The 22460-nt window shown below is 39.7% G+C and carries 23 protein-coding genes; 15 read left to right on the top strand and 8 right to left on the bottom strand.

The genetic code is table 11. From position 1 onward, the window contains the following. Positions 1-211 precede the first annotated feature (211 nt). From rpe to LDM93_RS07560, 3 genes are read left to right on the top strand one after another with little or no spacing between them, the layout of a single operon-like run. Positions 212-853 (top strand): ribulose-phosphate 3-epimerase, encoded by a 642-nt coding sequence (gene rpe, locus LDM93_RS07570; RefSeq protein ID WP_223891728.1) that lies wholly within the window; start codon positions 212-214, stop codon positions 851-853. Positions 854-865: 12 nt separating this feature from the next. Beyond that, complete coding sequence (locus tag LDM93_RS07565) at positions 866-1456, top strand: phosphoribosylanthranilate isomerase (protein WP_223891726.1); 591 nt, start codon at positions 866-868, stop codon at positions 1454-1456. Then, positions 1440-2237, top strand: coding sequence for a 3'-5' exonuclease (locus LDM93_RS07560; protein WP_223891724.1), 798 nt, complete (start codon positions 1440-1442; stop codon positions 2235-2237). The genes LDM93_RS07565 and LDM93_RS07560 overlap by 17 nt, the downstream gene beginning before the upstream one ends. A 3-nt stretch (positions 2238-2240) precedes the next feature. Here LDM93_RS07560 and LDM93_RS07555 read toward each other — a convergent pair whose 3' ends face one another. The 4 genes from LDM93_RS07555 to uvrB are packed head-to-tail and all read right to left on the bottom strand — an operon-like array spanning position 2241 to position 7545. Then, on the bottom strand, positions 2241-2903 hold the full coding sequence (locus LDM93_RS07555) for an EI24 domain-containing protein (protein ID WP_223891723.1): 663 nt from the start codon (positions 2901-2903) through the stop codon (positions 2241-2243). 9 nt (positions 2904-2912) lie between these two features. Next, on the bottom strand, positions 2913-3437 hold the full coding sequence (locus tag LDM93_RS07550; RefSeq protein ID WP_223891722.1) for a gamma carbonic anhydrase family protein: 525 nt from the start codon (positions 3435-3437) through the stop codon (positions 2913-2915). Beyond that, positions 3437-5524 (bottom strand): RNA degradosome polyphosphate kinase, encoded by a 2088-nt coding sequence (locus LDM93_RS07545; protein WP_223891721.1) that lies wholly within the window; start codon positions 5522-5524, stop codon positions 3437-3439. The genes LDM93_RS07550 and LDM93_RS07545 overlap by 1 nt, the downstream gene beginning before the upstream one ends. A gap of 47 nt (positions 5525-5571) precedes the next feature. Further along, a complete protein-coding gene (gene uvrB / locus LDM93_RS07540) occupies positions 5572-7545 on the bottom strand; it encodes an excinuclease ABC subunit UvrB (RefSeq protein WP_276571372.1) in 1974 nt (657 codons plus the stop codon). A gap of 73 nt (positions 7546-7618) precedes the next feature. Between uvrB and LDM93_RS07535 the strand changes: the two genes are divergently transcribed. After that, positions 7619-7837 (top strand): hypothetical protein, encoded by a 219-nt coding sequence (locus LDM93_RS07535; protein WP_223891720.1) that lies wholly within the window; start codon positions 7619-7621, stop codon positions 7835-7837. A gap of 17 nt (positions 7838-7854) precedes the next feature. Next, a complete protein-coding gene (locus LDM93_RS07530; RefSeq protein WP_223891719.1) occupies positions 7855-8076 on the top strand; it encodes a hypothetical protein in 222 nt (73 codons plus the stop codon). A gap of 16 nt (positions 8077-8092) precedes the next feature. Here the strand turns inward: LDM93_RS07530 and LDM93_RS07525 are convergent, their stop codons facing one another. Then, complete coding sequence (locus tag LDM93_RS07525; protein WP_223891718.1) at positions 8093-9094, bottom strand: GGDEF domain-containing protein; 1002 nt, start codon at positions 9092-9094, stop codon at positions 8093-8095. 313 nt (positions 9095-9407) lie between these two features. On the opposite strand from LDM93_RS07525, the gene LDM93_RS11380 reads away from it, so the two are divergent. From LDM93_RS11380 to LDM93_RS07485, 8 genes are all read left to right on the top strand, one after another. Continuing rightward, a complete protein-coding gene (locus LDM93_RS11380; protein ID WP_374706128.1) occupies positions 9408-9866 on the top strand; it encodes a type II secretion system protein in 459 nt (152 codons plus the stop codon). Between the two features lie 237 nt (positions 9867-10103). Next, positions 10104-10565: a type II secretion system protein gene (locus tag LDM93_RS11375; protein ID WP_276571370.1), complete on the top strand. Its 462-nt coding sequence runs from the start codon at positions 10104-10106 to the stop codon at positions 10563-10565. Positions 10566-10641: 76 nt separating this feature from the next. Beyond that, entirely contained in the window at positions 10642-11127 is a 486-nt protein-coding gene (locus tag LDM93_RS07510; RefSeq protein ID WP_223891716.1) for a type II secretion system protein, read from the top strand. A gap of 40 nt (positions 11128-11167) precedes the next feature. Continuing rightward, entirely contained in the window at positions 11168-11632 is a 465-nt protein-coding gene (locus tag LDM93_RS07505) for a type II secretion system protein (protein WP_223891710.1), read from the top strand. Between the two features lies 1 nt (position 11633). Beyond that, a complete protein-coding gene (locus tag LDM93_RS07500; protein WP_223891708.1) occupies positions 11634-13481 on the top strand; it encodes a primosomal protein N' in 1848 nt (615 codons plus the stop codon). Positions 13482-13534: 53 nt separating this feature from the next. Next, positions 13535-14596 (top strand): flavodoxin-dependent (E)-4-hydroxy-3-methylbut-2-enyl-diphosphate synthase, encoded by a 1062-nt coding sequence (gene ispG / locus LDM93_RS07495; protein WP_223891706.1) that lies wholly within the window; start codon positions 13535-13537, stop codon positions 14594-14596. Next, entirely contained in the window at positions 14596-16026 is a 1431-nt protein-coding gene (locus LDM93_RS07490) for a replicative DNA helicase (protein WP_223891704.1), read from the top strand. The genes ispG and LDM93_RS07490 overlap by 1 nt, the downstream gene beginning before the upstream one ends. A gap of 69 nt (positions 16027-16095) precedes the next feature. Further along, positions 16096-17361 (top strand): ComEC/Rec2 family competence protein, encoded by a 1266-nt coding sequence (locus LDM93_RS07485; RefSeq protein WP_223891702.1) that lies wholly within the window; start codon positions 16096-16098, stop codon positions 17359-17361. 89 nt (positions 17362-17450) lie between these two features. On the opposite strand, the gene LDM93_RS07480 is transcribed toward LDM93_RS07485, so the two are convergent. The 3 genes from LDM93_RS07480 to LDM93_RS07470 all read right to left on the bottom strand — a co-directional run bounded on the left by LDM93_RS07480 (position 17451) and on the right by LDM93_RS07470 (position 20468). Beyond that, positions 17451-18284 (bottom strand): YihY family inner membrane protein, encoded by an 834-nt coding sequence (locus tag LDM93_RS07480; protein ID WP_223891701.1) that lies wholly within the window; start codon positions 18282-18284, stop codon positions 17451-17453. 99 nt (positions 18285-18383) lie between these two features. Beyond that, complete coding sequence (locus LDM93_RS07475) at positions 18384-19772, bottom strand: FAD-binding oxidoreductase (protein ID WP_223891700.1); 1389 nt, start codon at positions 19770-19772, stop codon at positions 18384-18386. Between the two features lie 12 nt (positions 19773-19784). Continuing rightward, on the bottom strand, positions 19785-20468 hold the full coding sequence (locus LDM93_RS07470; RefSeq protein WP_223891697.1) for a plasminogen-binding N-terminal domain-containing protein: 684 nt from the start codon (positions 20466-20468) through the stop codon (positions 19785-19787). Positions 20469-20610: 142 nt separating this feature from the next. Here LDM93_RS07470 and LDM93_RS07465 point away from each other — a divergent pair, with 142 nt between their 5' ends. Both LDM93_RS07465 and LDM93_RS07460 read left to right on the top strand, forming a co-directional pair. Then, the gene (locus LDM93_RS07465; protein ID WP_223891695.1) at positions 20611-21906 is read left to right on the top strand and encodes a peptidoglycan DD-metalloendopeptidase family protein; all 1296 of its coding nucleotides are present in this window, start codon (positions 20611-20613) and stop codon (positions 21904-21906) included. After that, entirely contained in the window at positions 21881-22444 is a 564-nt protein-coding gene (locus LDM93_RS07460) for an NUDIX domain-containing protein (protein WP_223891688.1), read from the top strand. The genes LDM93_RS07465 and LDM93_RS07460 overlap by 26 nt, the downstream gene beginning before the upstream one ends. Positions 22445-22460: the final 16 nt, after the last annotated feature.

Below are 22460 nucleotides of genomic sequence, written 5' to 3'. Positions count from 1 at the left end.
ATAGACAATTTGAGCATAAAATTTGCTTAAGATGTTTGTCGCTCTCCTTGAAGTTTTGCAGAAGTTTTGCATGAAAAGAGAAAACAAACCCGAAAGCAGCACTCTCATGAGAGTGTGGCGAATATTATTCTTTCGTAAATCGTATGCGTATGGCGCAAGGTCAAAAGTTTGATTTTGCTATAATAAATTAAAATAACACAAGAGGATATTTATGTTAGTAGCCCCAAGTATACTTTCAGCTGATTTTGGACATTTGGCTCATGATGTTGCAGCCATTTGTGAAGGTGGTTGTGATCTTGTACATGTAGATGTGATGGATGGGCATTATGTACCAAACCTTACCATAGGACCTGTTGTTGTGGAAGCAGTAGCTCAAGTGGCAACCAAACCTTTGGATATACACCTTATGGTAGAGAACAACACATTTTTTGTTGACCTTTTTGCCCCTTTGAAACCAGAATTTATATCATTTCATATCGAAGAAGAGAAACATCCTCATCGACTCATACAAAAAATACGTGGATTGGGTATACGTCCTGCAATCACACTGAATCCACATACACCGATTGAAGCGATAGAATTTTTAATTGAAGAGGTCGATATGGTCCTTCTTATGAGTGTGAATCCAGGTTATGGCGGACAAAAATTCATTTCTTCGGTTTTAGAGAAAGCACAGCGTTTAAAAGCACTGATAGAGAAGCGAAATCCAAAATGTCTGATAGAAGTAGATGGTGGAGTGAATGATGAAAATGTCAAAGAGCTGGAGGCAGCAGGTGTTGATGTTGTTGTGGCTGGCTCGTTCGTCTATAAGCATCCAGATGGCATAGAAAAAGCAATTTCTGCATTAAAGTAAGGGGAAGATATTATGCGTGTAAAGATTTGTGGAATTACCAATTTAAAAGATGCTTTACATGCTGTAGAGTGTGGAGCTGATGCATTGGGTTTTGTTTTTTATAATAAATCACCACGCTACATTACACCTGCAGCAGCGAAAAGAATCATTGATCAACTCCCCCCGTTTGTGGAAAGAGTAGGGCTTTTTGTCAATGAAGGTGTGGAGACGATAGATACAGTGTGTAGATACTCTGATATTTCACGCGCACAGATCCATTTTGATGTGGATGAAGAGTCTTTGGCTGCCATCGGCTTACAAACACTGCCTGTAGTACGTGCAAAAGGCCCGGAAGATTTAACAAAATTTAAAGACAGGTATCGTTTGGTAGATGCATACAGTGAAGCGTATGGCGGTACGGGAAAACGTCTGAACCTTGAATGGTTCAATGGTGTAGACTGTTCTAAGATCGTTTTGGCAGGGGGCTTGACTCCTGAAAATCTGGCCCAAGTCAAACAACTTGGTTTTTATGGTGTGGATGTAAGTTCCGGCGTAGAATCCATTAAAGGGAAAAAAGATCCTAAAAAAGTGCAGCAATTTATAGCCAATGCAAAAAGTCTTTGAAGAACTCACCACAGCATTTCGCAAAAATGAGGGAGTGCTGCATGAAGAACAATACAGACATATCGTTACAAAGCATACCACACTATTGGAAGATCCTGAAACGATCTTCATTCTTCTTCAAGCTTCAGGCTATCCTATCACCCAATCAAATGAAGAACACTATAGACTTGAGACATGTTTTACTTCACATAAAGAACAGCGTTATTGTGTCATAGACATAGAAACTAACGGATCTAAGCCCGGTACTTCTCAAGTCATAGAGATCGGTGCAGTGATGTTGCAAAATGGGGAAGTGATAGACCGTTTTGAAACCTTTGTCGAATGTGCTTTTTTACCAGAATATATTACCAAGATCACAGGCATAGAACCTACGGACCTTATAGGTGCACCCACAAGAAAAGAGGCGTTAACAGCCTTACGCCATTTTATGGGTGATGCTGTGTTTGTCGCACATAATGCAAATTTTGATTATAGTTTTTTGAATGCCTCTTTTGACAGGTTTGGCTTGGGACATATAGGTAACCCTAAACTCTGTACGATCGATCTTGCTAGACGTACCTTTGAGAGCGAACGTTATGGGCTTGCCTATCTTATAGATTTTTTAGAGATAGAAACGGCTACGCATCATCGTGCTTTCAGTGATGCTGTATGTGCTGCGAAGGTAATGGAAAAAAGTTTAGAAACACTGCCAGAGTATGTAAAGAGTGCAGATGAGTTATTACGTTTTTCCGTCTCCAGTAAGAAAGAGAGAAGGGTGAAAAAAGAAAAAAAGAGTGAATAAACTCTATTTTTCTTTTCCTAGTATATGGTGCAAAAACAGTATCTGAGCAAATACAGGGGCAAAGATATTGACTAAGGGAATATAGTTAAAGAGTGCAGCTATCATAGCCAAAACCCTTGTTTTTTTCTTTTTTTCTTTGAGTGTTTTTTTGTCATTGATGAAGAGTGCCCCTACATCATAAATAGTAGGTTCCTTCAGTAGGATAGACCACAAGTAGAGTATCAGTACCTGACCAAACAGGGGTATAAAAAGTAAAGGCAGTGTGATGATGAAAAGCAGTAGAAAAACGATACTGGCTTTCAGGGTTAAGAGGATAGAAGTAGTGATATTTGCACTGCCGACTACAGGAACATCAGGATAACGTTTTTTGGCTAAGGCGATAAGTAATTTTTCACTGTAAAGTGAGGTAAGCAATGCAACTATGATGATAAAAAGCATATAGGTAAAGGAAAAGGTTGCTATAGATGCGCCTGATGTTTGTACCCATGTCCATGGGATCCATGAAAGATAGGAAGCAATGATATTGGTTACTAGACCCCACATACTCCATGCGAACAGCAGTGTAACGGCGAATGAAATAAATCCTATTTTGATGACAAATAGGATGACATCCTTAGAGAGCATGTCCTGCAGACTTTTCGTTATGATCTGTTGCATTTTCTTCATACTTTATGTTTACTGATATTCATTTTTAAAACTGACATAACGTTCAGCAGAGGCATAAAGTTCTTCTACTTCTTTGTCAGTTAACCCACGTACAACTTTTGCAGGACTTCCCATGATGAGACTTCGAGGAGGAAAAACTTTGTTTTTTGTGACGAGGCTGTCTGCCCCCACGATAGATTCTTTTCCTATGACTGCACCATCAAGTATGGTGGCCGACATACCTATGAGACAGGCATCTTCTATCGTACAGCCATGAAGCATGACACGGTGACCTACCGTGACATCATTACCTATGACAGTAGGATGTCCATCTGACATATCTGCTTTTTTATGATGTGTGACATGTACCATACTGAGATCTTGGATATTCGTTCTGTCTCCTATGGAAATGTGGTGTACATCACCACGTACGACACAGCCAAACCATACAGCAGAATCTTCTCCCATGGTTACACGTCCTATGACAGAAGATCCTTCTGCTATCCAGGCATTAGGTCCGAGCTTGGGTGTCCACTCTTTAAATTTTAGTATCATTAACTCTCCTTCAATATACGATTTGCTAAACGGCTTACGTAGTCAGGTGTCTCTTTTTTTGTTTTATCATGAATCTTGTTGACATACTCTTCTAAGACAAAATGGTTGTTTACCGTTTTACCCAGAGGCGGTACTTTTGTGTAGTTTCCATCTTCTTGCAGTTCCCAGCGTAAGGCATTATCTGCAAGTTGTAACATCAAGATCTGTTCTATCTTTTGTCTAAGGGTCTCTTCCAAGATAGGTGTCATAAGTTCAACACGCCTTACAAGGTTACGTGGCATGAGGTCCGCAGAAGCAATGTAGCATTTGATTTTGTCATGTTTAAAAAAGTAGATACGTGCATGTTCCAAGTATTTTCCTATGACAGAAGAGACAGTAATGTTTTCACTAATGCCTTTGATCCCCGGTTTTAAACAACAGATACCACGGATGATAAGATCAACTTTACATCCTTTTTGAGAAGCAATATAAAGTGCTTTGATGATATCCGTATCCACTAAAGAGTTCGCTTTAAGAATGATGTGCCCCTCGGATCCATATTTATACTCTTTCTCTATGAGTTTGAGAAGCTTTGGTTTGATCTGTGTAGGTGACATGAAAAGTGTATCTAATTTTGTATGCGTAGAGAAACCTGTGAGGAAGTGAAAAAAGTGTGTGGCATCTGTACTGAAAATTTCTTTGGTTGTAAAATATGATATATCGGTATAGATCTTCGATGTACTCGGATTATAATTCCCTGTGGCTAAATGGACATAACTTTTCAGCTTTCCATTTTGTCTTTTGATCACCTGAGCGATCTTAGCATGCACTTTGAGTCCAGGTATACCATAGACTACGTGTGCTCCAACATCTTCAAGCAATCTTGCCCAACGCAAGTTATTCTCCTCATCAAATCTTGCTTTGAGCTCAACAAGTACCATCACCTGTTTCCCATCACGAACTGCATCTATGAGTGCTTTTACGATAGGAGAGTTTGGACCTGCACGATAGAGTGTCATCCGTATAGTGATCGTTTCAGGGTCGGCTGCTGCCTGTTTGATGAATTGCACTACGGGTTCAAAACTGTCAAAAGGATGGTAAAGAAGGACATCCTGTTTCTCGATAGCCTTAAAGATATCTTCACTGTTTAACGGAGGAAGTATTTTGGGTGCAAAAGTAGGCAGTACAAGGTGTGAAAGTGCTTTATCTCCTACGATCTGCCATAGGCTTCCCAGGTTGAGAGAAAGACTTTTGTAGGAGTAAATGTCTTTGTCATCAAGGTTAAGATGCGAAAGTAAAAAGTTTATAAGATTTTCATCTGCCCCATCGTTGAGTTCAAGACGGATAAGCGAACCTTTGTTTCTGGAGCGTAAACCTTCCTGGAGGATCTCCAAAAAGTCATCCGCTTCTTCCTCTTCTATCTCGATATCCGCATTTCTTGTGACCCTGAAAGGTGTTGAAGCCAGTGGACTGAACCCAGGAAAAAGTTCAGAGGCAAAGTACTCAACCACAGACTCTATGGGAATAAATGTTTGTCCTAACTGGACAAATCTTGGGAGTATTCTAGGGATACGCACAAGTCCATGTTTGATATGTTTGGAGTCATCTTCCAGTGTAAGTGCCAAACCAAAACTAAGATTGTTGAGGTGGGGGAAAGGGTGTGTCGCATCTACAGCTATGGGGATGATCACAGGATATATCTCATGAAAGAATTTTTCTTTTACTTCCTCTTGTTCTTCCTGGTTGAGCGCATCATAGTTCTTTACATTGACCCCATGTATATGAAGTTCCGAGATGATAGAAGTATAACATGACTCCAACACTTTGTGCTCTTTATGAAGGTAACCATGTATTTGGTCGAGTTGTTGGCTTGGCGTCAGCTTGTCCGGTCCAGTCTCCTGTACGCCTGCTTTATAGAGTGCCTTCAGCCCTGCAACGCGTATCATATAAAATTCATCAAGGTTCGTTCCGTAGATAGCAAGAAACTTAAGGCGTTCCAGTGGTGGTAGCTGTTCATCCAGTGCCTGTGCCAGAACACGTGAGTTAAACTGCAGCCATGAGAGTTCACGGTTAAAATAGAGTTGTGAAGAAGAGAGATCTAACGCCATGCATTTTGCCTATATACTTTAAGATTTACGTGTATTATAGCAAAAACCTACAATTTTTTGATTTTTGCTATCTGGTCACGCAGTCTGGCAGCCTCTTCAAAGTCCAGATTTTTTGCTGCAGCAAGCATCTTTGCTTTGAGTTCTTTGACCATTTGTTGACGTTCTGCTTTTGGCATTTTGTCCAGTTTACTTTGTTTATTGTAGAGTTCACCTGCGTCTTCTACTTTGAGGTCTGTGTCAAGGACCCTGAGTGTGGTTTGTGGGGTAATGCCATGTTCTTTATTATAGGCTATTTGTGTTTCTCGTCTGGCTTGTGTGGTATCGATGGTGAACTGCATAGAATCTGTGATCTTTTTAGCATACATAAGCACATGCCCGTTGGCATTTCTTGCAGCCCTTCCTGCTGTTTGTATGAGAGAAGTCCGTGAACGTAAAAAACCTTCTTTGTCTGCATCGAGAATAGCTACGAGACTGACTTCAGGAAGGTCAAGTCCTTCTCTAAGCAGGTTAATACCTACTAAGATATCAAACTCACCTAAACGTAAGGAACGTATGGTCTGGTTACGTTCTATGGCATCCATATCTGAGTGCATATGCCGGGCTTTAAGCCCAAGATCATTGTAGTAAGTGGTCAACTCTTCTGCCATCTTTTTTGTCAATACTGTGACAAGCACACGTTCACCACGTGCTATGACCGGTTTCATCCTGTCATGCAGGTTTTCCACCTGGTACGTACTGTCGATCACTTCTATCTCTGGGTCAAGCAGCCCTGTAGGTCGTACGACTTGTTGGGCTACTGCAGAGGAAAGCTCAAGTTCAAGCGGGGCAGGAGTAGCAGAAACAAAGAGAAAGTGAGGTGCTTTATGGATATATTCGTCAAACATCAAGGGACGGTTGTCCAGTGCAGAAGGGAGTCTGAAACCGTGGTCAACAAGCACTTCTTTTCGGCTTCTGTCTCCGGCATACATTCCCCTGAACTGTGGCAAAGAGACATGGGACTCATCAACAATGACGAGATAATCATCATGCATGGCTTCAAAGTAGTCCATCATGGTATAAGGTGTCTCTCCTGCTTTTTTCCCGGTAAGGTGCCTGGAGTAGTTTTCGATACCTTTACACATCCCTGTACCTTCCAGCATTTCCAGGTCGAACTCTGTACGCTGTTTAAGACGGTTGTACTCTATCATACGGTCTTCTTTTTGGTAATAGGCAAGTCTCTCCTCAAGCTCCTCTTCTATGCTTTTGACCGCACGGGCAAGTTTTTCTTTAGAGACGATGAACTGGTTGGCCGAGTAGATGGTAGCTTCTTTGATACCTTCTTCTTTTTCTCCCGTGAGTGAATTAAACTCATAGATAGCTTCTATCTCATCACCAAAAAATTCTATACGTATGGCAAACTCTTCAGAGTAAGCGGGGTAAATGTCTATGACTTCACCCGTAACCCGAAAATCACCCCTGTCAAAAAATTCATCATTGCGTTTGTACCCCATATCTACCAGTCTGAGGAGCAGGGCTTTTTGGTTGTACTCATCACCCACACAAAGTTTCTGTACGATGGAACGGTAATCATCGGGCGACCCCAATCCATAATTGGCAGAAACAGAAGCGATGACAATGACATCATCATGTGACAGCAGGTTCGCAGTCGTACTTAAACGCAAACGTTCCAACTCTTCGTTGATGGAAGAATCTTTTTCTATAAACAGATCTTGTCGTGGAAGATAGGCTTCAGGCTGATAGTAGTCATAGTAAGAGATAAAGTATTCGACATGGTTGTTCGGAAAAAAACTTTTAAACTCAGAGTAAAGTTGTGCTGCCAACGTTTTGTTATGTGTCATGATAAGGGTGGGTTTTCTGGTCTTTTCTATGACTTTTGCCATCGTATAGGTTTTACCTGAACCCGTAACACCCAGCAGTGTTTGGTACTGATTTCCTGCTTCTATGGAATGACAAAGTGTTTCTATGGCTTTGGGCTGGTCACCGGCTGGTTGGTATGGACTGGCTACCGTGAAATTTGGCAAAATAAACCTCTACTTTATGTTGTTTCTTTTTAAATTTTCGCTATTATAACACAAAGAAATTATGGAGAATGAAATGGCGGCATTACAAAAATTACAAGAGAAGATCACACAGTGGAAAGCAGATCATGAAGCACTGAAAAGTGAAAATACACAACTTAAAGCAGAGCTTGCAAATGTATCAGGGTCTCAAAATGCACAAGAGGCACAAATAGCAGCACTTAAACGTGAACTTGAAGAGAAAGATTCAGAGATAGAAAAGATCATTGCACAGGTCGAAGCACTCTTAGCATAAGCATATAAAGGGATATCATGAAAAATGTTGCACTTACTGTTTCAGGAAATCGTTATGAGATAAAACTGGAAGATGAGTTTGCAGACTTTGTAAACAAAGACTTAGAAGCAGCAGGCGTCAATCTATATCAAGATAACAAGCCAGATAAACTGCTCAAGGCCTATCTGCGTTTAGCCAAACAGGCTACTTCTTACGAAGATGAGATCGAACTGCTTATTGAAACGCTGGATGGTCTATAAAAAACCATTCCATCGTTTATTTTAACAACCCTTCTGTACGGGTTCTGAATGCTTCAGCTGACTCTTTGAAGTTGAGATGGGCTGTTGCGAACTTGAAGTTGAGTTCCGGAACCACACCAAAATCATGTTTCTCAAGTGCTTCACGTACACGTTTCTCTAAAACCAATGCATTTTCTTCTGAGGTATCAGGCAAAAGTATAGAAAAGTGATTTTCGTCATACCGGCATGCCACATCACTTTCTCTAGTCAAAGAAGTGATCAGCCCTCCAAAGGTTTTAAGTATATATGCTTGCATTTTTTGACTATAGTGCTTACTCTCGTCCCCCAGATCATCGATCGCAATAGAAAGTAAAGAGAGGGGGGCGTTGTTTCGTGCTGCTCTGGCACAAGATGTTTTCAGTTCTGCACAAAAATATTTTTTGTTAAAGAGTTTGGTATCATGGTCATGAATGGCATGTTTCTTCATCTGTTGATGGATATAGGCTCTAACCAAGTAGATCAAGAGTAATGCAAACAGCATGGCAGCAGCCAGATTCCAATAAAACATATTGATCAATTTATTTTGTTTTAGATAAATCATATTTTCAATGATAATGGTTAAATTTCTTACAGAGTCGTCCCACTTTAAACTATTTTCTTTAATATTTGTACCAATATCATGATTTGACAGTGCTTGTTTGTATACATTCCAATCATTAGTGACATTTGAGAGGTCTTTTACAAGCGTTTGTCCTCCTATGTAAAACTCTGAATCATTATTTTGAATCACCCAAGCAGATAATTTATGCAATGCATCATCAATATGCTTTACCATCTGTTGATTGTTTTGATCAGAAGGATCTATGGCTAGAGTCATAGCAGCACCCTCTAACCACCCAGCAGTACGTATGGCCTTAGTATCGGCATCTAGAGTATTAAATGAAGTATATACAAAATAAAAAGTGAGAGGTATGATAAAAATAATTGCGTAAAGTAAAAGCGTAAGTCTAAATGATGACCATTCTTTTTGTATTTTCATAGGATAATCCTTTAAAGTAAAGAGTTTTAAGAAGCTTTTCATAGATTATACTTGTAAAAGATAAAGATTGTATAAAGGTAGTTATGAGATAAAGAAATTTATTTAATTAAAAAATAAAAAGTTATTAAATAATGAAAAATTATATTAAAATGTCCCATAAAGTAAACAATAAAGATACTTTTTTACAATTTTTTATTACTTTTTACTTTTTTTTGACATTTATTTGAGTATACTTAACGAGGTCAATTATTGAATTGATACTAATTTATTTTAACAGGAGTTAATCATGACTAACATGAGACGCGGATTCACAATGATCGAATTGATCTTTGTAATTGTAATTATCGGGATTTTAGCAGCGGTAGCAATACCTAAATTGGCAGCAACTAGAGATGACGCACAAGCATCAACTTGTATACATGAGTCTGGTCAATTGGTACAGGAAATATCAGCGCAGTATACAAAATTAGGTTATGCAGACTTTATCCTTACAGATATTGCAGATATGACAAATATAAAAGTAGCAGCTGGTACTACAGAGAACGGAATTAGTGATGCTGCAACTGCTAAGTTAGCTCAAGATGGTGATACTATCACTTATGTATGTGGTGGTGAAGACGTAATGGTTGTAACTGCTGAAATTGGTGGTGGAGATTTTAACTTATCAGTTTCAACAGATATTACTACCCCTACTTCACCAGCTGCTGTAAAAGCTGCAGAAGGTGTCTTGGAGAATATTGGTGGAACTTCGCCTAAGCAATACGAACTATAAAACATTATAGTTCATTCTCGTGCTGTACTGTGAAGGGAATTTTCTTTCACAGTTTTAGGCGCATTAGTGTATTCATTTCCACTGTTAGGTGGGAAGGAATACATTTCTACATTTGATATATAACTTTTGACTATTTACTATCCCTCATTAATATATAATATTTGACATTTTAATGCTATACTTACCTCTCATGGATGTGATTTTCCGTTGCATCATTTAAAGAATAAAGGATAATAGATGAGACGTGGATTCACAATGATCGAACTGATCTTTGTCATTGTTATTATTGGAATTTTGGCTGCGGTTGCTATGCCTAAATTGGCGGCTAGTAGAAATGATGCAGAAGCATCAGTCTGTGTGCATGAAGTAGGGCAGCTTCTTTCTGAAATTGCATCCGAATATGCAAAACTGGGAAATGCAACTTTTAAGTCTACAACTATATCAGATATGACAAATATTCGTATATACTCTGCGGGTGATTCAAAAGGTATCAAAGCAGATACAGTAGTGGACACCAGAGGTATTACCTATGTGTGTGGTAATGAAGATGTTGTGAGTATGGTAGGAGAAAATGCTGGTGCAGACTATAATTTGACTGTTACGGTAACTGCAGGAACCACACCTGTATCTCAAATTGTAGCGCAAGATGTTACTCAAAATATCCTTGGGGGCAGCTCTTCAAAAATATTTGGACTTTAATTTAAAAATACATCTTTCTTTTAATTTTTAATAATAAAATGTTATTATAAAATGTATAATTCATTAGGGAGCCAATATGAACAGTAATCAGCGTAAAGCATTTACTCAGATAGAATTAATCTTTGTAATGCTTGTAGTCGGCATATTGGCAGTAGTGGCCATACCTAAATTGGCAGCAAGTAGAGATGATGCGAATGCTGCAAAATGTACACAGGAAGTACAGCAGCTTCTTTCTGAAATGAGTCATCACTATGCGGTGCAGGGCTATAGGGAATTTTCTACGACAGGAATAGAAGAGATGACAAACCTTAATATAGCAGTAGTAGAGGGAGATGGCGTTTCCAGTCCTCAAGGTTCTTTTGTAAACAATGGGATAACATATATGTGTAATGGTGAGGATATTGTTGAAATACAAGGTATACATGCGGGTGCTGAATATAACTTAACCGTAACCGACTTAAATCCAACTATTACACCCGCGGCAGTGACCGCTTCTAAACTCATACGAAAACTTAATGATATAAGTACAGCCGGTGGAACAAGAGTTTATAGTTTAGAGTAAAATTTATGATATAATCATAAAAAAGAGGGAAGGATTAACCATGTTTCATAAAGATCATAAAGCATTTACAATGATTGAACTTGTATTTGTTATTGTCGTGATTGGTATATTATCGGCTATAGCTATACCAAAATTTGCGGCTACTAGAGGGGATGCAGAAATTGCAAAAGCTAAAGCAACGATAGGATCTGTACGAAGTGCTATTGCGACAGAAAGACAAAAACGTATTTTAAAAGGTGATTTTACACACCCTATCACTACTTTACATTCAGCTAATAATGCTTTTGATGTTTTTAACGCAGATGCAGATGGAAATACAGGAAGAGTTTTAGAATACCCTGTTCCTAAGTGTGCAACATTAGGAAAGTCACAGGGATGCTGGAAGGTGGTTGGTACTAACTATAGATTTATGATGCCTGTATCAGGTTATGCTGATTTTAATATTACAAGTAGCCGTTTTGACTGTGACCCCTCGGATGCGAATTGTAAAATTTTGACTCAATAACTTGCATTTTTATAAAATTCTTCTTCTCAGGTCAAGTGCTCCTAGCTTGACTTATGCATCTAACTATACAGTAAAAAAGGGTACAGTGCTTTCTGTGCCTTTAAAGAGTACGCTCAAAGATGCTGTTGTCATCGAAGAGGTGGCAAAGCCTGAGTTTGAAACAGCAGAGATCGCTTCTATTTCAGACAGTTATTATAGTGATCAACAGATGGAAGTAGCAAAGTTTATCTCTGAGTATTATTTTTCTTCTTTGGGTGAAGCACTTTCTCTCTTTATTCCATTTAAACTTTCTTCCGCAACAGAATTATCTTCGGGAAGCATAGAAAGCAATATGCTTCCGAAGTTAAGTGAAATACAACAAAAAGCCTATGAGCAACTCTCCAAAAAAGACAAAGCGCTTCTTTTTGGTGTCACGGGTTCGGGGAAGACAGAGATTTTCATTTCTCTCATGGCTAAGATGCTGGAAGAGGAGAAAACTTCTATCTTTCTCATGCCCGAAATCTCACTGACACCGCAAATGGAAACACGTCTCAAGGTCTATTTTGGTGAGTGCGTGGCAATGTGGCATTCTAAGTTGACCAAGAAGAAAAAAGAGTCTATTCTCAAAGGCATAGAAACAGGAGAAATACGCATAGTGGCAGGGGCACGTTCTGCTCTTTTTGTGCCATTGTCCAACCTTGGGCTCATTATTGTAGATGAAGAGCATGATGATAGCTATAAGGCGATGACCAGACCTCGTTACCATGCACGCGATGTGGCTGTGTTGATGGGGAGTAAACTGGGTGCTAAAGTGGTATTGGCCTCTGCAACACCTTCGATGAGTTCGTACTATAAATATGATGTGGTCAAGCTCGATAAACCGTATGTTCAGACAGAAAAAAATTACAAGTTCATTTCCGGTGACAGGATCAACCATACGATGTTGGATGCCATACATACACACTATAAAGCGGGAGATCAGTCACTGCTGTTTCTTCCTACACGTGGGAACTTTAAGTACCTTTATTGTGAGAGCTGTGGAAAGACACATTTGTGTCCTTACTGTTCCGTCGGTATGGCATTGCATAGAAAACACAGACACTTGAAATGTCACTACTGCAACTATACGGAAGCGATAGTGGATACTTGTACCCACTGTGGGCACACACCGCTCAAAAGCGAACGTATGGGAACAGTGGAAGCCATAGAAGTGATCTCTGAGGCGGTAGAAGGCATACAAATAGAACAGTTTGATAAAGACAGTATCACGACGGCTAAAAAACTGAAAGAGGCATTGAAACGTTTTGAAAGCGGCGAGAGTCAACTGCTTTTGGGTACACAGATGCTGAGTAAGGGCCATGACTATGCAAATATTACCTTGAGTATCATTATGGGACTTGATTACATCTTGGGACTGGCCGATTATAGAGCACGTGAGAGAGCGATGTCCTTACTCTTTCAAATTGCCGGTCGAAGCGGACGGGCAAAAGCAGCGCAGATCATAGTACAGACCGGTGATCCGGAATTTTTTCAAACCTATCTGGCTGATTATGAACTTTTCATTAAAGATGAACTGGCATTTTTAGAGATGGCTGATTATCCTCCTTTTGCTTCATTGGCACGTATACTCATCGCACATAAAGATGAAACCAAAGCAAGCAAAATCACACTGGATACCGTGACGAAACTCAAAGCATTTGAAGAGGTGGAGATCGTGGGACACGGTAAAGCACCCGTAGAGAAAATAGCCAATAAATTCAGGTTTCATATATTATTGAGAGCCAAGCACAGAGTCCCTTTACTCAAGGCGTTACATCGTGTAGATTGTAGAGAGATAGAGATAGATTTCGACCCGGTTGAATTCTCTTAATATCTGTTGTAGGTTGTTTGGGTAAAATAAGAGAATTATTCAAAAGGCAAACCGTGAAAGAAAGAGTGAAAACCAAAAAAATTTATGTAGGTAATGTCGCTGTAGGCGGAGATGCACCTATCTCTGTACAGTCTATGACATACAGTGATACACATAACATAGCAGAGACAGTAGAGCAGATCAACCGTCTGCATTTTGCCGGGGCTGATATGGTACGTGTGGCGGTACCTGAGATGCAGGATGCATTTGCACTTAAAGCCATTAAGGAACAGATCTCTTTACCTCTCATTGCAGATATTCATTTTAACTATAAGCTTGCACTGGAAGCAGCAAAATGGGTGGACTGTATACGTCTGAATCCTGGGAATATCGGTGAGAAATCACGTATAAAAGAGATCGTCAAAGCCTGCCAGGATAGAAACCTGCCTATACGTATAGGGGTGAATGCCGGTTCATTGGAAAAAGAGTTTGATCAAAAGTATGGTGCAACAGCAGAGGGTATGGTTGCTTCTGCAGAGTACAACATCAAATTTTTGGAAGATCTTGGATTTACAGATATCAAAGTGTCACTTAAAGCTTCAGATGTAGATAGAACCGTAGATGCCTACAGAATGTTACGCCCCAGAAATGAATATCCTTTTCACTTGGGTGTGACAGAAGCAGGTACTATTTTCCATGCAACGATAAAGTCTTCCATAGGTTTGGGGGCTTTGTTGCTTGACGGGATAGGGGATACGATGAGAGTCTCCATCACCGGTGAGTTAGAAGAAGAGATCAAAGTCGGTAAAGCCATACTCAAAGACAGCGGCAGGATGAAAGAAGGACTAAACATCATCTCCTGTCCAACCTGCGGACGAATAGAGGCGGATTTGGTAACAGCTGTAGCAGAAGTAGAAAAACGAACGGCACACATCAAAACACCTATGGATGTTTCTGTGATGGGTTGTGTGGTCAATGCTATTGGTGAAGCCAAACATGCGGATGTTGCTATAGCGTATGGCAAAGGCTCAGGACTGGTCATGCTTAAAGGAGAGGTGGTTGCAAGACTCCCTGAAGAAGAGTTGGTTGAGAGATTTGTGCAAGAAGTAGAGAAATTCGCAGAGGATAATAAATAATGGAAAACATGTACAACCTAAATATCGAAAGAGCAGTACTCTCTGCCATTATTTTTGATCCTGAAATCTATGAAGAGATCGCGGCGAAGTTAAAGCCACATGACTTTTACCTGCCTTTTCATCAGCATGTTTTTGCTGCGATGGAAGAACTTTCGGTAGAAGAGAAACCATTGGATGATGAGTTTCTACGTTCAAAACTCAATGCTATGGGTAAGTTTGATGAAGTAGCGATGTTGGATCTTCTCTCAGCAAATCCTATTACCAATACAGCGGCTTACCTCAAAGAGATCAAAGCAAAATCAAGCAAAAGGGCGTTGGCTACACTTGCCACAGAGATCAAAAAGGTCACGATAGAAGATGATCTGCCTGCTGAAGAGGTGATGAATCTGGTAGAGAAAAAGCTTTACGAGATCACACAAAACTCAACATCAGATGACTTTAGAGAATCTAAAGAGATCACTTTGGCCATGATGGCGGAAATAGAACGTCTCAAAGCGCTCGGAAATTCTAAACTGATCGGTACAGATACGGGATTTAGAAACCTGAATGATAAGACGTCAGGATTTGGTAAAGGTGACCTGGTGATCATCGCTGCACGTCCTGCGATGGGGAAAACAGCATTTGTCCTTAACATGGCACTCAAAGCGATAGAGCGTAATGAAGGGGTGGCTTTTTTCTCACTGGAAATGCCGGCAGAACAGCTGATGCTTAGACTGCTTTCTGCAAAAACCTCCATACCTCTTCAGGCACTGAGAGTAGGTGACCTTAAAGATGAGCAGTGGAGTGATCTTTCTGCTGCGACACAGGATCTCTCTTCAAAAAAACTTTTTGTAGATGACGGCGGATATGCAACTATTCACCATGTACGTAGTAAACTGCGTAAACTGAAAGCACAACACCCTGAAATCTCTGTAGCCATTATAGACTACTTGCAATTGATGAGTGGTGAAGGACGGGAAGGAAGACAGCAGGAAGTCTCTGAAATTTCAAGAGGGCTCAAACAGTTGGCCAGAGAACTTCAGATACCCATCATCGCACTCTCTCAGCTTAACCGTGGTGTGGAAAGCAGGGATAACAAGCGTCCGATGCTCTCCGATCTGCGTGAGTCCGGAGCTATAGAACAAGATGCCGATATCATCCTTTTTGTCTATCGTGATGATGTCTATCGTGAGGCGCAAGAGAAAGAAAAAGAGATGAAAGCCAAAGCCGAAGGTAAAGAGTACACGTCCGAGTTTAGAAAAAAACCTGAGGAAGATGCAGAAATCATCATAGGGAAACAGAGAAATGGACCTACGGGTACCGTTAATCTTATTTTCCAAAAGAACTTTACACGTTTTGTCGATGCGCCAACAGGACCAGCCTTTGAAATAGAGTATGAAGATGCAGATATTCCTATGAATACAGGAAATATAGACTTACCTGCTATATAATAAGAATATTACGTATAATGTTATTTCGTCATTCCCGTACCTGATATGGGGATCTAAGGATATAACATCATGCAATTAGAAAAACCAAAACTATTCCCAGAAAAGAAAACATTTATTTGGGTGATACTCTTTTTTCTATTGGTGATACTGATCCGGCTCTTTTTTGAATATCAAGCGTATCAACAGTTTATTTCAAAACCTTTTTACTATACCCATGCAAAAGTATTGAATGCCTATCAAAAGTCTAAAGAAAATAAACGTTATCAAGTGCTTAAACTTCGAAGTAAAGAGGGTTTGACTTTTTATACTACGAACTACAGTAAAGATCTTTTCGATCACAAACGTCTTCGTCTACAGATATTTCCAAATAAGAACATATCCTTTGTTGATTATATAGGTACCTTTTATGTGAAAAGCCGCATTAAAGCACAAGAACTTCTCCCTGTAACTTTTAAAGACAGGCTATTGGTGAACGTGGCTTCACAACATGAAAAGTCCTCTTTGCAGTCATTTTACAATGCTATATTTTTTGCTACCCTTTTGGAGAAAGAGTTAAGAGAGAAGATCAGTATGCTGGGTGTGAGTCATCTTGTTGCTTTAAGCGGGTTTCATTTAGGGATATTGTGGGGGTTGGTGTATGGTTTGATTTTGTTACTCTATAGACCACTGCAGCAACACTATTTCCCTTATCGTCATGCACTTTTTGATGTAGGATTGACGGCAATGATTCTGCTAGGTACTTATGTATGGTTTGTAGATTTTCCTCCCTCTTTGGTACGTTCCTATGCTATGGTACTGGTCGGATGGATAGTACTTCTGTTGGGGTTGGAACTAATGAGTTTTACCTTCTTAACTACAATCATCTTGATACTTGTGGCACTCTTTCCTTCTTTGCTTGTTTCCCTTAGTTTTGGGCTTTCTGTGGCAGGGGTATTTTATATCTTTTTATTGCTGCAGTACAGTAAAGGTGTTAAAACATGGATCATTTCACTTATTTTTATCCCTTTGGGTATCTTTCTTTTGATGCTTCCTATTGTACATACTGTGTTTCCTGTGATGAATGGATATCAACTTTTGTCACCTCTGCTTTCATTGCTGTTCATTCCTTTTTACCCTTGTGTGATGGGGTTACATCTATTGGGTATGGGTAGTCTTTTTGATACGGGGTTGTTAGTATTGTTTGCTCTTCCAAAAAGCAGTACAGAGTCACTTTTACCTATCTGGGCAATACTTGGATATATAGGTATATCTCTAGGGGCTGTATGGAGTAAAAAACTTTTTTGGTCACTTAAAGGTTTAGCATTATTGTATGCTATGTATCTTTTTTTATTATGAATACTGGGTCTTCCTTCATGGGTCGCCTTGCTCCACCATTTCGGTTCCAAACCTATAAATGACAAACTGTTGTCATTTACTTACGGTTTTCATATATGGTCTATCTCTTCATTTTTGTTCAGTAGGTCACAAAATTTAAGCCCATGGATGAAGATAGCCCATGAGATATAGATCCATAAAAAGAAAAAAAGTGCAATACTGATACTGCCATAGATACTTGCATAGGTCTTATTATGGATAACATAGAAGACAAAAGCACTTTTAGAAAGATACCATACAAGAGAAGCAATGAAGGAACTTATCAGGGCAGCGGAGACCTCTATAGGGGTATTTGGAGAGAGTTGGTAGGCAATGTAAAACATCATCCATATGATGAAATAAGGGATAACTTCGTAGAGATGTATGATACTGGTGATACTGCTTTTATCAAGATACACTTGTATCTCAGCGGAGAGATAAAAAGAAGCAGCCATCATGGCTGGTATGGCGATGATAAGTAAAAGATAGGTTTTAATGGCTTGCCAAATAGTTCGTTTGGATGTTGAAAAGATATCATTCACGATATAATCATAGTCTTTGAAAAACATGACTGCAGCAAATATCACATACAATGCACCCATATAACCCAATTTATCAGAGTTGGCTACAAAGGTATTAAGGTATTCCATAATGACTGTTGATTCTGTAGGTAAGAGGTTGGCAAAAATGAGTTCTTCCACTTTTGCATACATGGTATGAAACAGAGGCATAGTAGTAAAGATAGCAAGCATGATCACTAAGAAAGGAATGATGGAGAAAAGTGTACTCCAACTCAAACTGGATGCATAATGCCCCAGCCTACTGTCAAAAAGATCCCCTAAAAAGTCACGTAAAAAGATGTAATAGTGTTTTAATATTTTTGTGAATTGAGGATTATTTTGCATGTTCATTGATTCCTCCGCTATTCCCGTGTTTTTGACGGGAATGTATACATTCAATCAAAGTGACATACCTCTAGAGGTTATGTCAAAGAGGGTGAATAATTAGTTGGGTAATCCCATTTTACCCGGGTTGAGTATGTTGTTAGGGTCAAAAGAGTGTTTGATACTCTTAAACAGGTCTAGTTCAAGCTCATTAAATGCAATGTTCATGAACGGTGCCTTACTTGTACCGATACCATGTTCACCACTGAGTGTTCCTCCCATCTCTACGACGAGTTCAAAGATCTCTTCTATGGCTTTGTGACCATCGTGAAGTTGTTGCTCATCCGAACCATCAACCATAACATTGACGTGAATATTACCATCACCTGCATGTCCGAAACATGGTACTTTAAATCCATATTTATCACCTATGGCATAGATACGCTCAAGTGCTTCAGGCAGCATACTTCTTGGCACAGAGATATCTTCGTTGAGTTTTTTGCTTCCAAAGATCGTGATGGACGGGGAAGCATTACGTCTTGCATACCAGAGTTCATTTCTCTCTTCTGCATTATGTGCAACAATGAACTCTTGGGCACCATTCTCTTTAAATGATCTTTCCAGAGTATCAAGTTGAAACTCTACCTCTTCTATCACATTTCCATCGACATCACCTATGAGCAGTGCACCTGCATCTTCCGGCAGTTTGATGCCCAGTTTCTCTTTCAATGCCTGGACCACCAGATCATCCATAAATTCCATAGCCACAGGGTTTGCACCCGCTGCAAGTGATTTGAATACGGCATTCATCGCATCATCTACAGAAGGGAATATCCCCATATAGGCTTTAGTAAACTTCGGTTTAGGTATGAGCTTCACTGTGATCTCAGTAATGACTGCAAGTGTTCCTTCACTGGCAATGAGGATACCCGCTATATTGTATCCGGCTACATCTTTGATAGTACGTTTCCCTGCACGGATGATATCTCCATTCGCACGTACAGCACGAAGCGCCATCACATAGTCTTTGGTAATACCATACTTCGCAGCACGCATGCCTCCTGCATTTTCACTCACATTTCCACCGATGGTTGAGTACTCTTCACTGGCTGGATCAGGCGGATAAAAAAGTCCTACTTCTTCAACCGCTTTTTGAAGATCCATATTGATGACACCTGGCTGTACGACGGCTACCATGTTTTCCATATCGACCTCAAGGATCTTATTCATGTGCTTTTCCATACCTAAGGTGATACCGCCTTGCGTCGGCAGAGCACCGCCTGTAAATCCAGAACCTGCGCCTCTTGGTGTAATAACAATATGATGCTCATTACAGTATTTGAGTATGGCACTTACATCCGCTTCATCTCTAGGGAAGACCACTGCTTCAGGTTCAAAGCGTGTGCGTGTAGCATCATAAGAGTATGCGATGAGGTGTGCTTTATCACTATAGACATTCTCTTTTCCGACAATTTTTTCAAAATATTTTATATGTTTGTTATCTAACATGATAGTGTTCCCTTATAAAGATTCCATTGTGTTGTAATAATTACCCTCAACATCGCTGCCGAACCATCCTGAACCACGTTTTTTAAAACGCATATAGAAAGGAAATACTCCTTTGGCAGGTAGATTTGTCATAGACTTTTGAGAGACTATTTTTTCAGAAACAGGGTCTAAAAGTACAGCAGAGTTTTTACGTACGATATAGACAAGTCCTACTTGATATTTTTTTGCAAAACGTGCAAGGTTTTCTCTGGTTGGCTTCTCTTCTCCTTCGACAGAAAGATATAAGGCAAAAAGGTCTGGATGTATCCATTTTTTATGATGTGCAGAGGTGATTTTTGCATAGGTATCTGCATCCGGTGCTAAAACAAGCACATTATTATAAAGGTATCCGCCAATGACCTTGTCTTTGGGTGAAACAGGTGTTTTGATGGTAGGAAGTTCATCATGATGCAGGATATCTTTACTGACCAAGGCAATGGATTCATCCGATGAAGTTTGGGCGATACGACTGGTGATAGCTGTCAGGTCATTGCCGTAATTATGAATCACCACACCACTCATACCATTGATAGGAAACTTTTTGTTGAGTGTAATGGTATTTCCTTTTACAGATTTAACAGAAGTGTGTACTGTTTGAGGGAAAAAACCTGCAAAAAGTGGTAAAGAGAGTAGAGCGATAAGAGCTATTTTGTGCATAGCGGTCCTTTAAGTGTTAAATAATGGTATTGATTATACAAGTAATATAGTAAAAGTTTATTGATGTCTTTATTGTTGCGGGTAGATTAACCTACTTAAGTTATAATTATATCCAACTAAGCAGTAGGGATAATGGTAGAGAATGGGAAGTCTTAAAAATATAGTGGTATGGATCTTGATATCAAGTTCCTTATTTGGTGCGAAAGTAACGCTTGGATATTGGAAAAAAGGGGAAACATTTTCAGAGTATTTAGACTCCAAAAAGATCTCTAAAGAGATACTCAATGATATTTCAAAAGCAGATATTCAGTTTCTCTCCGAAATTGAGGGTGGTCAACTCTTTTATGAGTTGAAAGACAGCAAGGATACACTAGAGCAGGCATTGATCCCTATAGGGGAAGAGATGCAAATAAGATTGGCTAAAGCGCATAACAGTGATGTGTATAGTTTCGATATTATTCCTATAGAGTATAAAGAAAAAGAACATGGTGCTACGGTTACCATAGAACAAAATCTTTATACAGATGTGAACAATGCATTACATCATCCAGCTCTGGCAGATAAGATCGGACAGCTTTTTAAGGGTACTGTGAATACGAGAAAGTTTCAAAAGGGAGATAAAGTTTCTTTTCTCTATTCACAAAAAACGAGAATGGGTCAACCACACTCTATGCCATATATTAAAATAGCTACGTATGAATCTCATAAGAAACGGCAGTTCATCTATGCAGATAAAGATGGCTATGGCTACACGAGTACTAAAAAGTCTCAAGCATATACGGTTAAAGATAAGGAAAAAGTGACTTATTACCGTAGGGTCCCCATCAAAAGTATCTCTTCTCGTTTTGGTATGCCTTTACGTCATGTTCGTATCACTTCCTCATTCAGTCATAGACGATATCATCCGATATTGAAACGGTACCGCCCGCATCATGGTACAGACTTTGGAGCAAGAAGAGGGACACCGCTTCTTGCAGTAAATTCTGGAAAAGTTACTTTTTCGGGTCGCTTGGGTGGGTATGGTAAAGTCGTAAAGATCAAACATCCCGGTGGATATGAATCACTGTACGCACATCAGAGTCGTATACGTGTTAAAAGAGGACAGCGCGTGAAGAAAGGTCAGATTATAGGGTATGTTGGGAGTACAGGACGAAGTACAGGACCCCATCTGCATTTTGGAATGAAGAAACATGGAAGATGGGTAAACCCAATGCGAGTATTACGTAAGGCATCAATCAAAGATACTGTTTTAAAGAAATTTACCAAATATAAGGATGTGTCCACAACAAAATACAAAAAAGTCGTGATCAAGAATGCAAAAGAGAAGAAAGAAAGAATGTTGGCATATCTCAAAGAAGAAAGTACCCCTTTTGTGTGGGATGGATATGAACAAACAAGCATGAGAGTAGAAGATGGAAAAACGGATCAAGCACTTTAAACTTCAGCCTTTGGTCAATGCCAAGTTTATATCAACAGCATTTGCGACATACGAACAAGAAGGTATTCAAAAATCATGGGAGATCGTTGAAGCACATGATAGTGTTGCCATTCTTCTTTACCATAAAGAAAAAAGATCATTTGTTTTGGTGAGACAGTTCCGTCCTGCGGTCTACTTGAACAATGATATTGGTATGACAATAGAACTGTGTGCGGGTATCGTGGATAAAGAACTTTCTCTGGCAGAAATTGCAAAAGAAGAGGTAGAAGAAGAGTGTGGATATGATATCCCACTCCAAAACATCGAGAGAATCACTTCTTTTCATACCTCAGTAGGCTTCGCAGGAAGTAAACAGACACTCTACTTTGCCGAACTCGATGAGAGTATGAAGGTGAGTGAAGGCGGTGGTGTAGACCATGAACAGATAGAGGTTGTCTATTTGCCCATAGAGGAAGCAAAGAAGCTTCTCTATGATGAAAGTATCGCAAAAACACCAGGACTCATGTTCGCCTTTATGTGGTGGTTCGAGAAGCAGTGATCTTCACAATACCCTC

The sequence above is a fragment of the Sulfurovum sp. TSL6 genome (assembly GCF_019972115.1).
Classification (GTDB): Bacteria; Campylobacterota; Campylobacteria; order Campylobacterales; family Sulfurovaceae; genus Sulfurovum.
Note: the sequence above shows the minus strand (reverse complement) of the source record. Positions and strands in the feature narration are given on the sequence as shown.

What these genes read in the sequence shown, in the direction of transcription:
- rpe (WP_223891728.1), top strand. Translation starts at nt 212, where the DNA reads ATGTTAGTAGCCCCAAGTATACTTTCAGCTGATTTTGGACATTTGGCT.
- LDM93_RS07565 (WP_223891726.1), top strand. Translation starts at nt 866, where the DNA reads ATGCGTGTAAAGATTTGTGGAATTACCAATTTAAAAGATGCTTTACAT.
- LDM93_RS07560 (WP_223891724.1), top strand. Translation starts at nt 1,440, where the DNA reads ATGCAAAAAGTCTTTGAAGAACTCACCACAGCATTTCGCAAAAATGAG.
- LDM93_RS07555 (WP_223891723.1), bottom strand. Translation starts at nt 2,903, where the DNA reads ATGAAGAAAATGCAACAGATCATAACGAAAAGTCTGCAGGACATGCTC.
- LDM93_RS07550 (WP_223891722.1), bottom strand. Translation starts at nt 3,437, where the DNA reads ATGATACTAAAATTTAAAGAGTGGACACCCAAGCTCGGACCTAATGCC.
- LDM93_RS07545 (WP_223891721.1), bottom strand. Translation starts at nt 5,524, where the DNA reads ATGGCGTTAGATCTCTCTTCTTCACAACTCTATTTTAACCGTGAACTC.
- LDM93_RS07535 (WP_223891720.1), top strand. Translation starts at nt 7,619, where the DNA reads ATGGCGGCATTACAAAAATTACAAGAGAAGATCACACAGTGGAAAGCA.
- LDM93_RS07530 (WP_223891719.1), top strand. Translation starts at nt 7,855, where the DNA reads ATGAAAAATGTTGCACTTACTGTTTCAGGAAATCGTTATGAGATAAAA.
- LDM93_RS07525 (WP_223891718.1), bottom strand. Translation starts at nt 9,094, where the DNA reads ATGAAAATACAAAAAGAATGGTCATCATTTAGACTTACGCTTTTACTT.
- LDM93_RS11380 (WP_374706128.1), top strand. Translation starts at nt 9,408, where the DNA reads ATGATCGAATTGATCTTTGTAATTGTAATTATCGGGATTTTAGCAGCG.
- LDM93_RS11375 (WP_276571370.1), top strand. Translation starts at nt 10,104, where the DNA reads ATGAGACGTGGATTCACAATGATCGAACTGATCTTTGTCATTGTTATT.
- LDM93_RS07510 (WP_223891716.1), top strand. Translation starts at nt 10,642, where the DNA reads ATGAACAGTAATCAGCGTAAAGCATTTACTCAGATAGAATTAATCTTT.
- LDM93_RS07505 (WP_223891710.1), top strand. Translation starts at nt 11,168, where the DNA reads ATGTTTCATAAAGATCATAAAGCATTTACAATGATTGAACTTGTATTT.
- LDM93_RS07490 (WP_223891704.1), top strand. Translation starts at nt 14,596, where the DNA reads ATGGAAAACATGTACAACCTAAATATCGAAAGAGCAGTACTCTCTGCC.
- LDM93_RS07485 (WP_223891702.1), top strand. Translation starts at nt 16,096, where the DNA reads ATGCAATTAGAAAAACCAAAACTATTCCCAGAAAAGAAAACATTTATT.
- LDM93_RS07480 (WP_223891701.1), bottom strand. Translation starts at nt 18,284, where the DNA reads ATGCAAAATAATCCTCAATTCACAAAAATATTAAAACACTATTACATC.
- LDM93_RS07475 (WP_223891700.1), bottom strand. Translation starts at nt 19,772, where the DNA reads ATGTTAGATAACAAACATATAAAATATTTTGAAAAAATTGTCGGAAAA.
- LDM93_RS07470 (WP_223891697.1), bottom strand. Translation starts at nt 20,468, where the DNA reads ATGCACAAAATAGCTCTTATCGCTCTACTCTCTTTACCACTTTTTGCA.
- LDM93_RS07465 (WP_223891695.1), top strand. Translation starts at nt 20,611, where the DNA reads ATGGGAAGTCTTAAAAATATAGTGGTATGGATCTTGATATCAAGTTCC.
- LDM93_RS07460 (WP_223891688.1), top strand. Translation starts at nt 21,881, where the DNA reads ATGGAAAAACGGATCAAGCACTTTAAACTTCAGCCTTTGGTCAATGCC.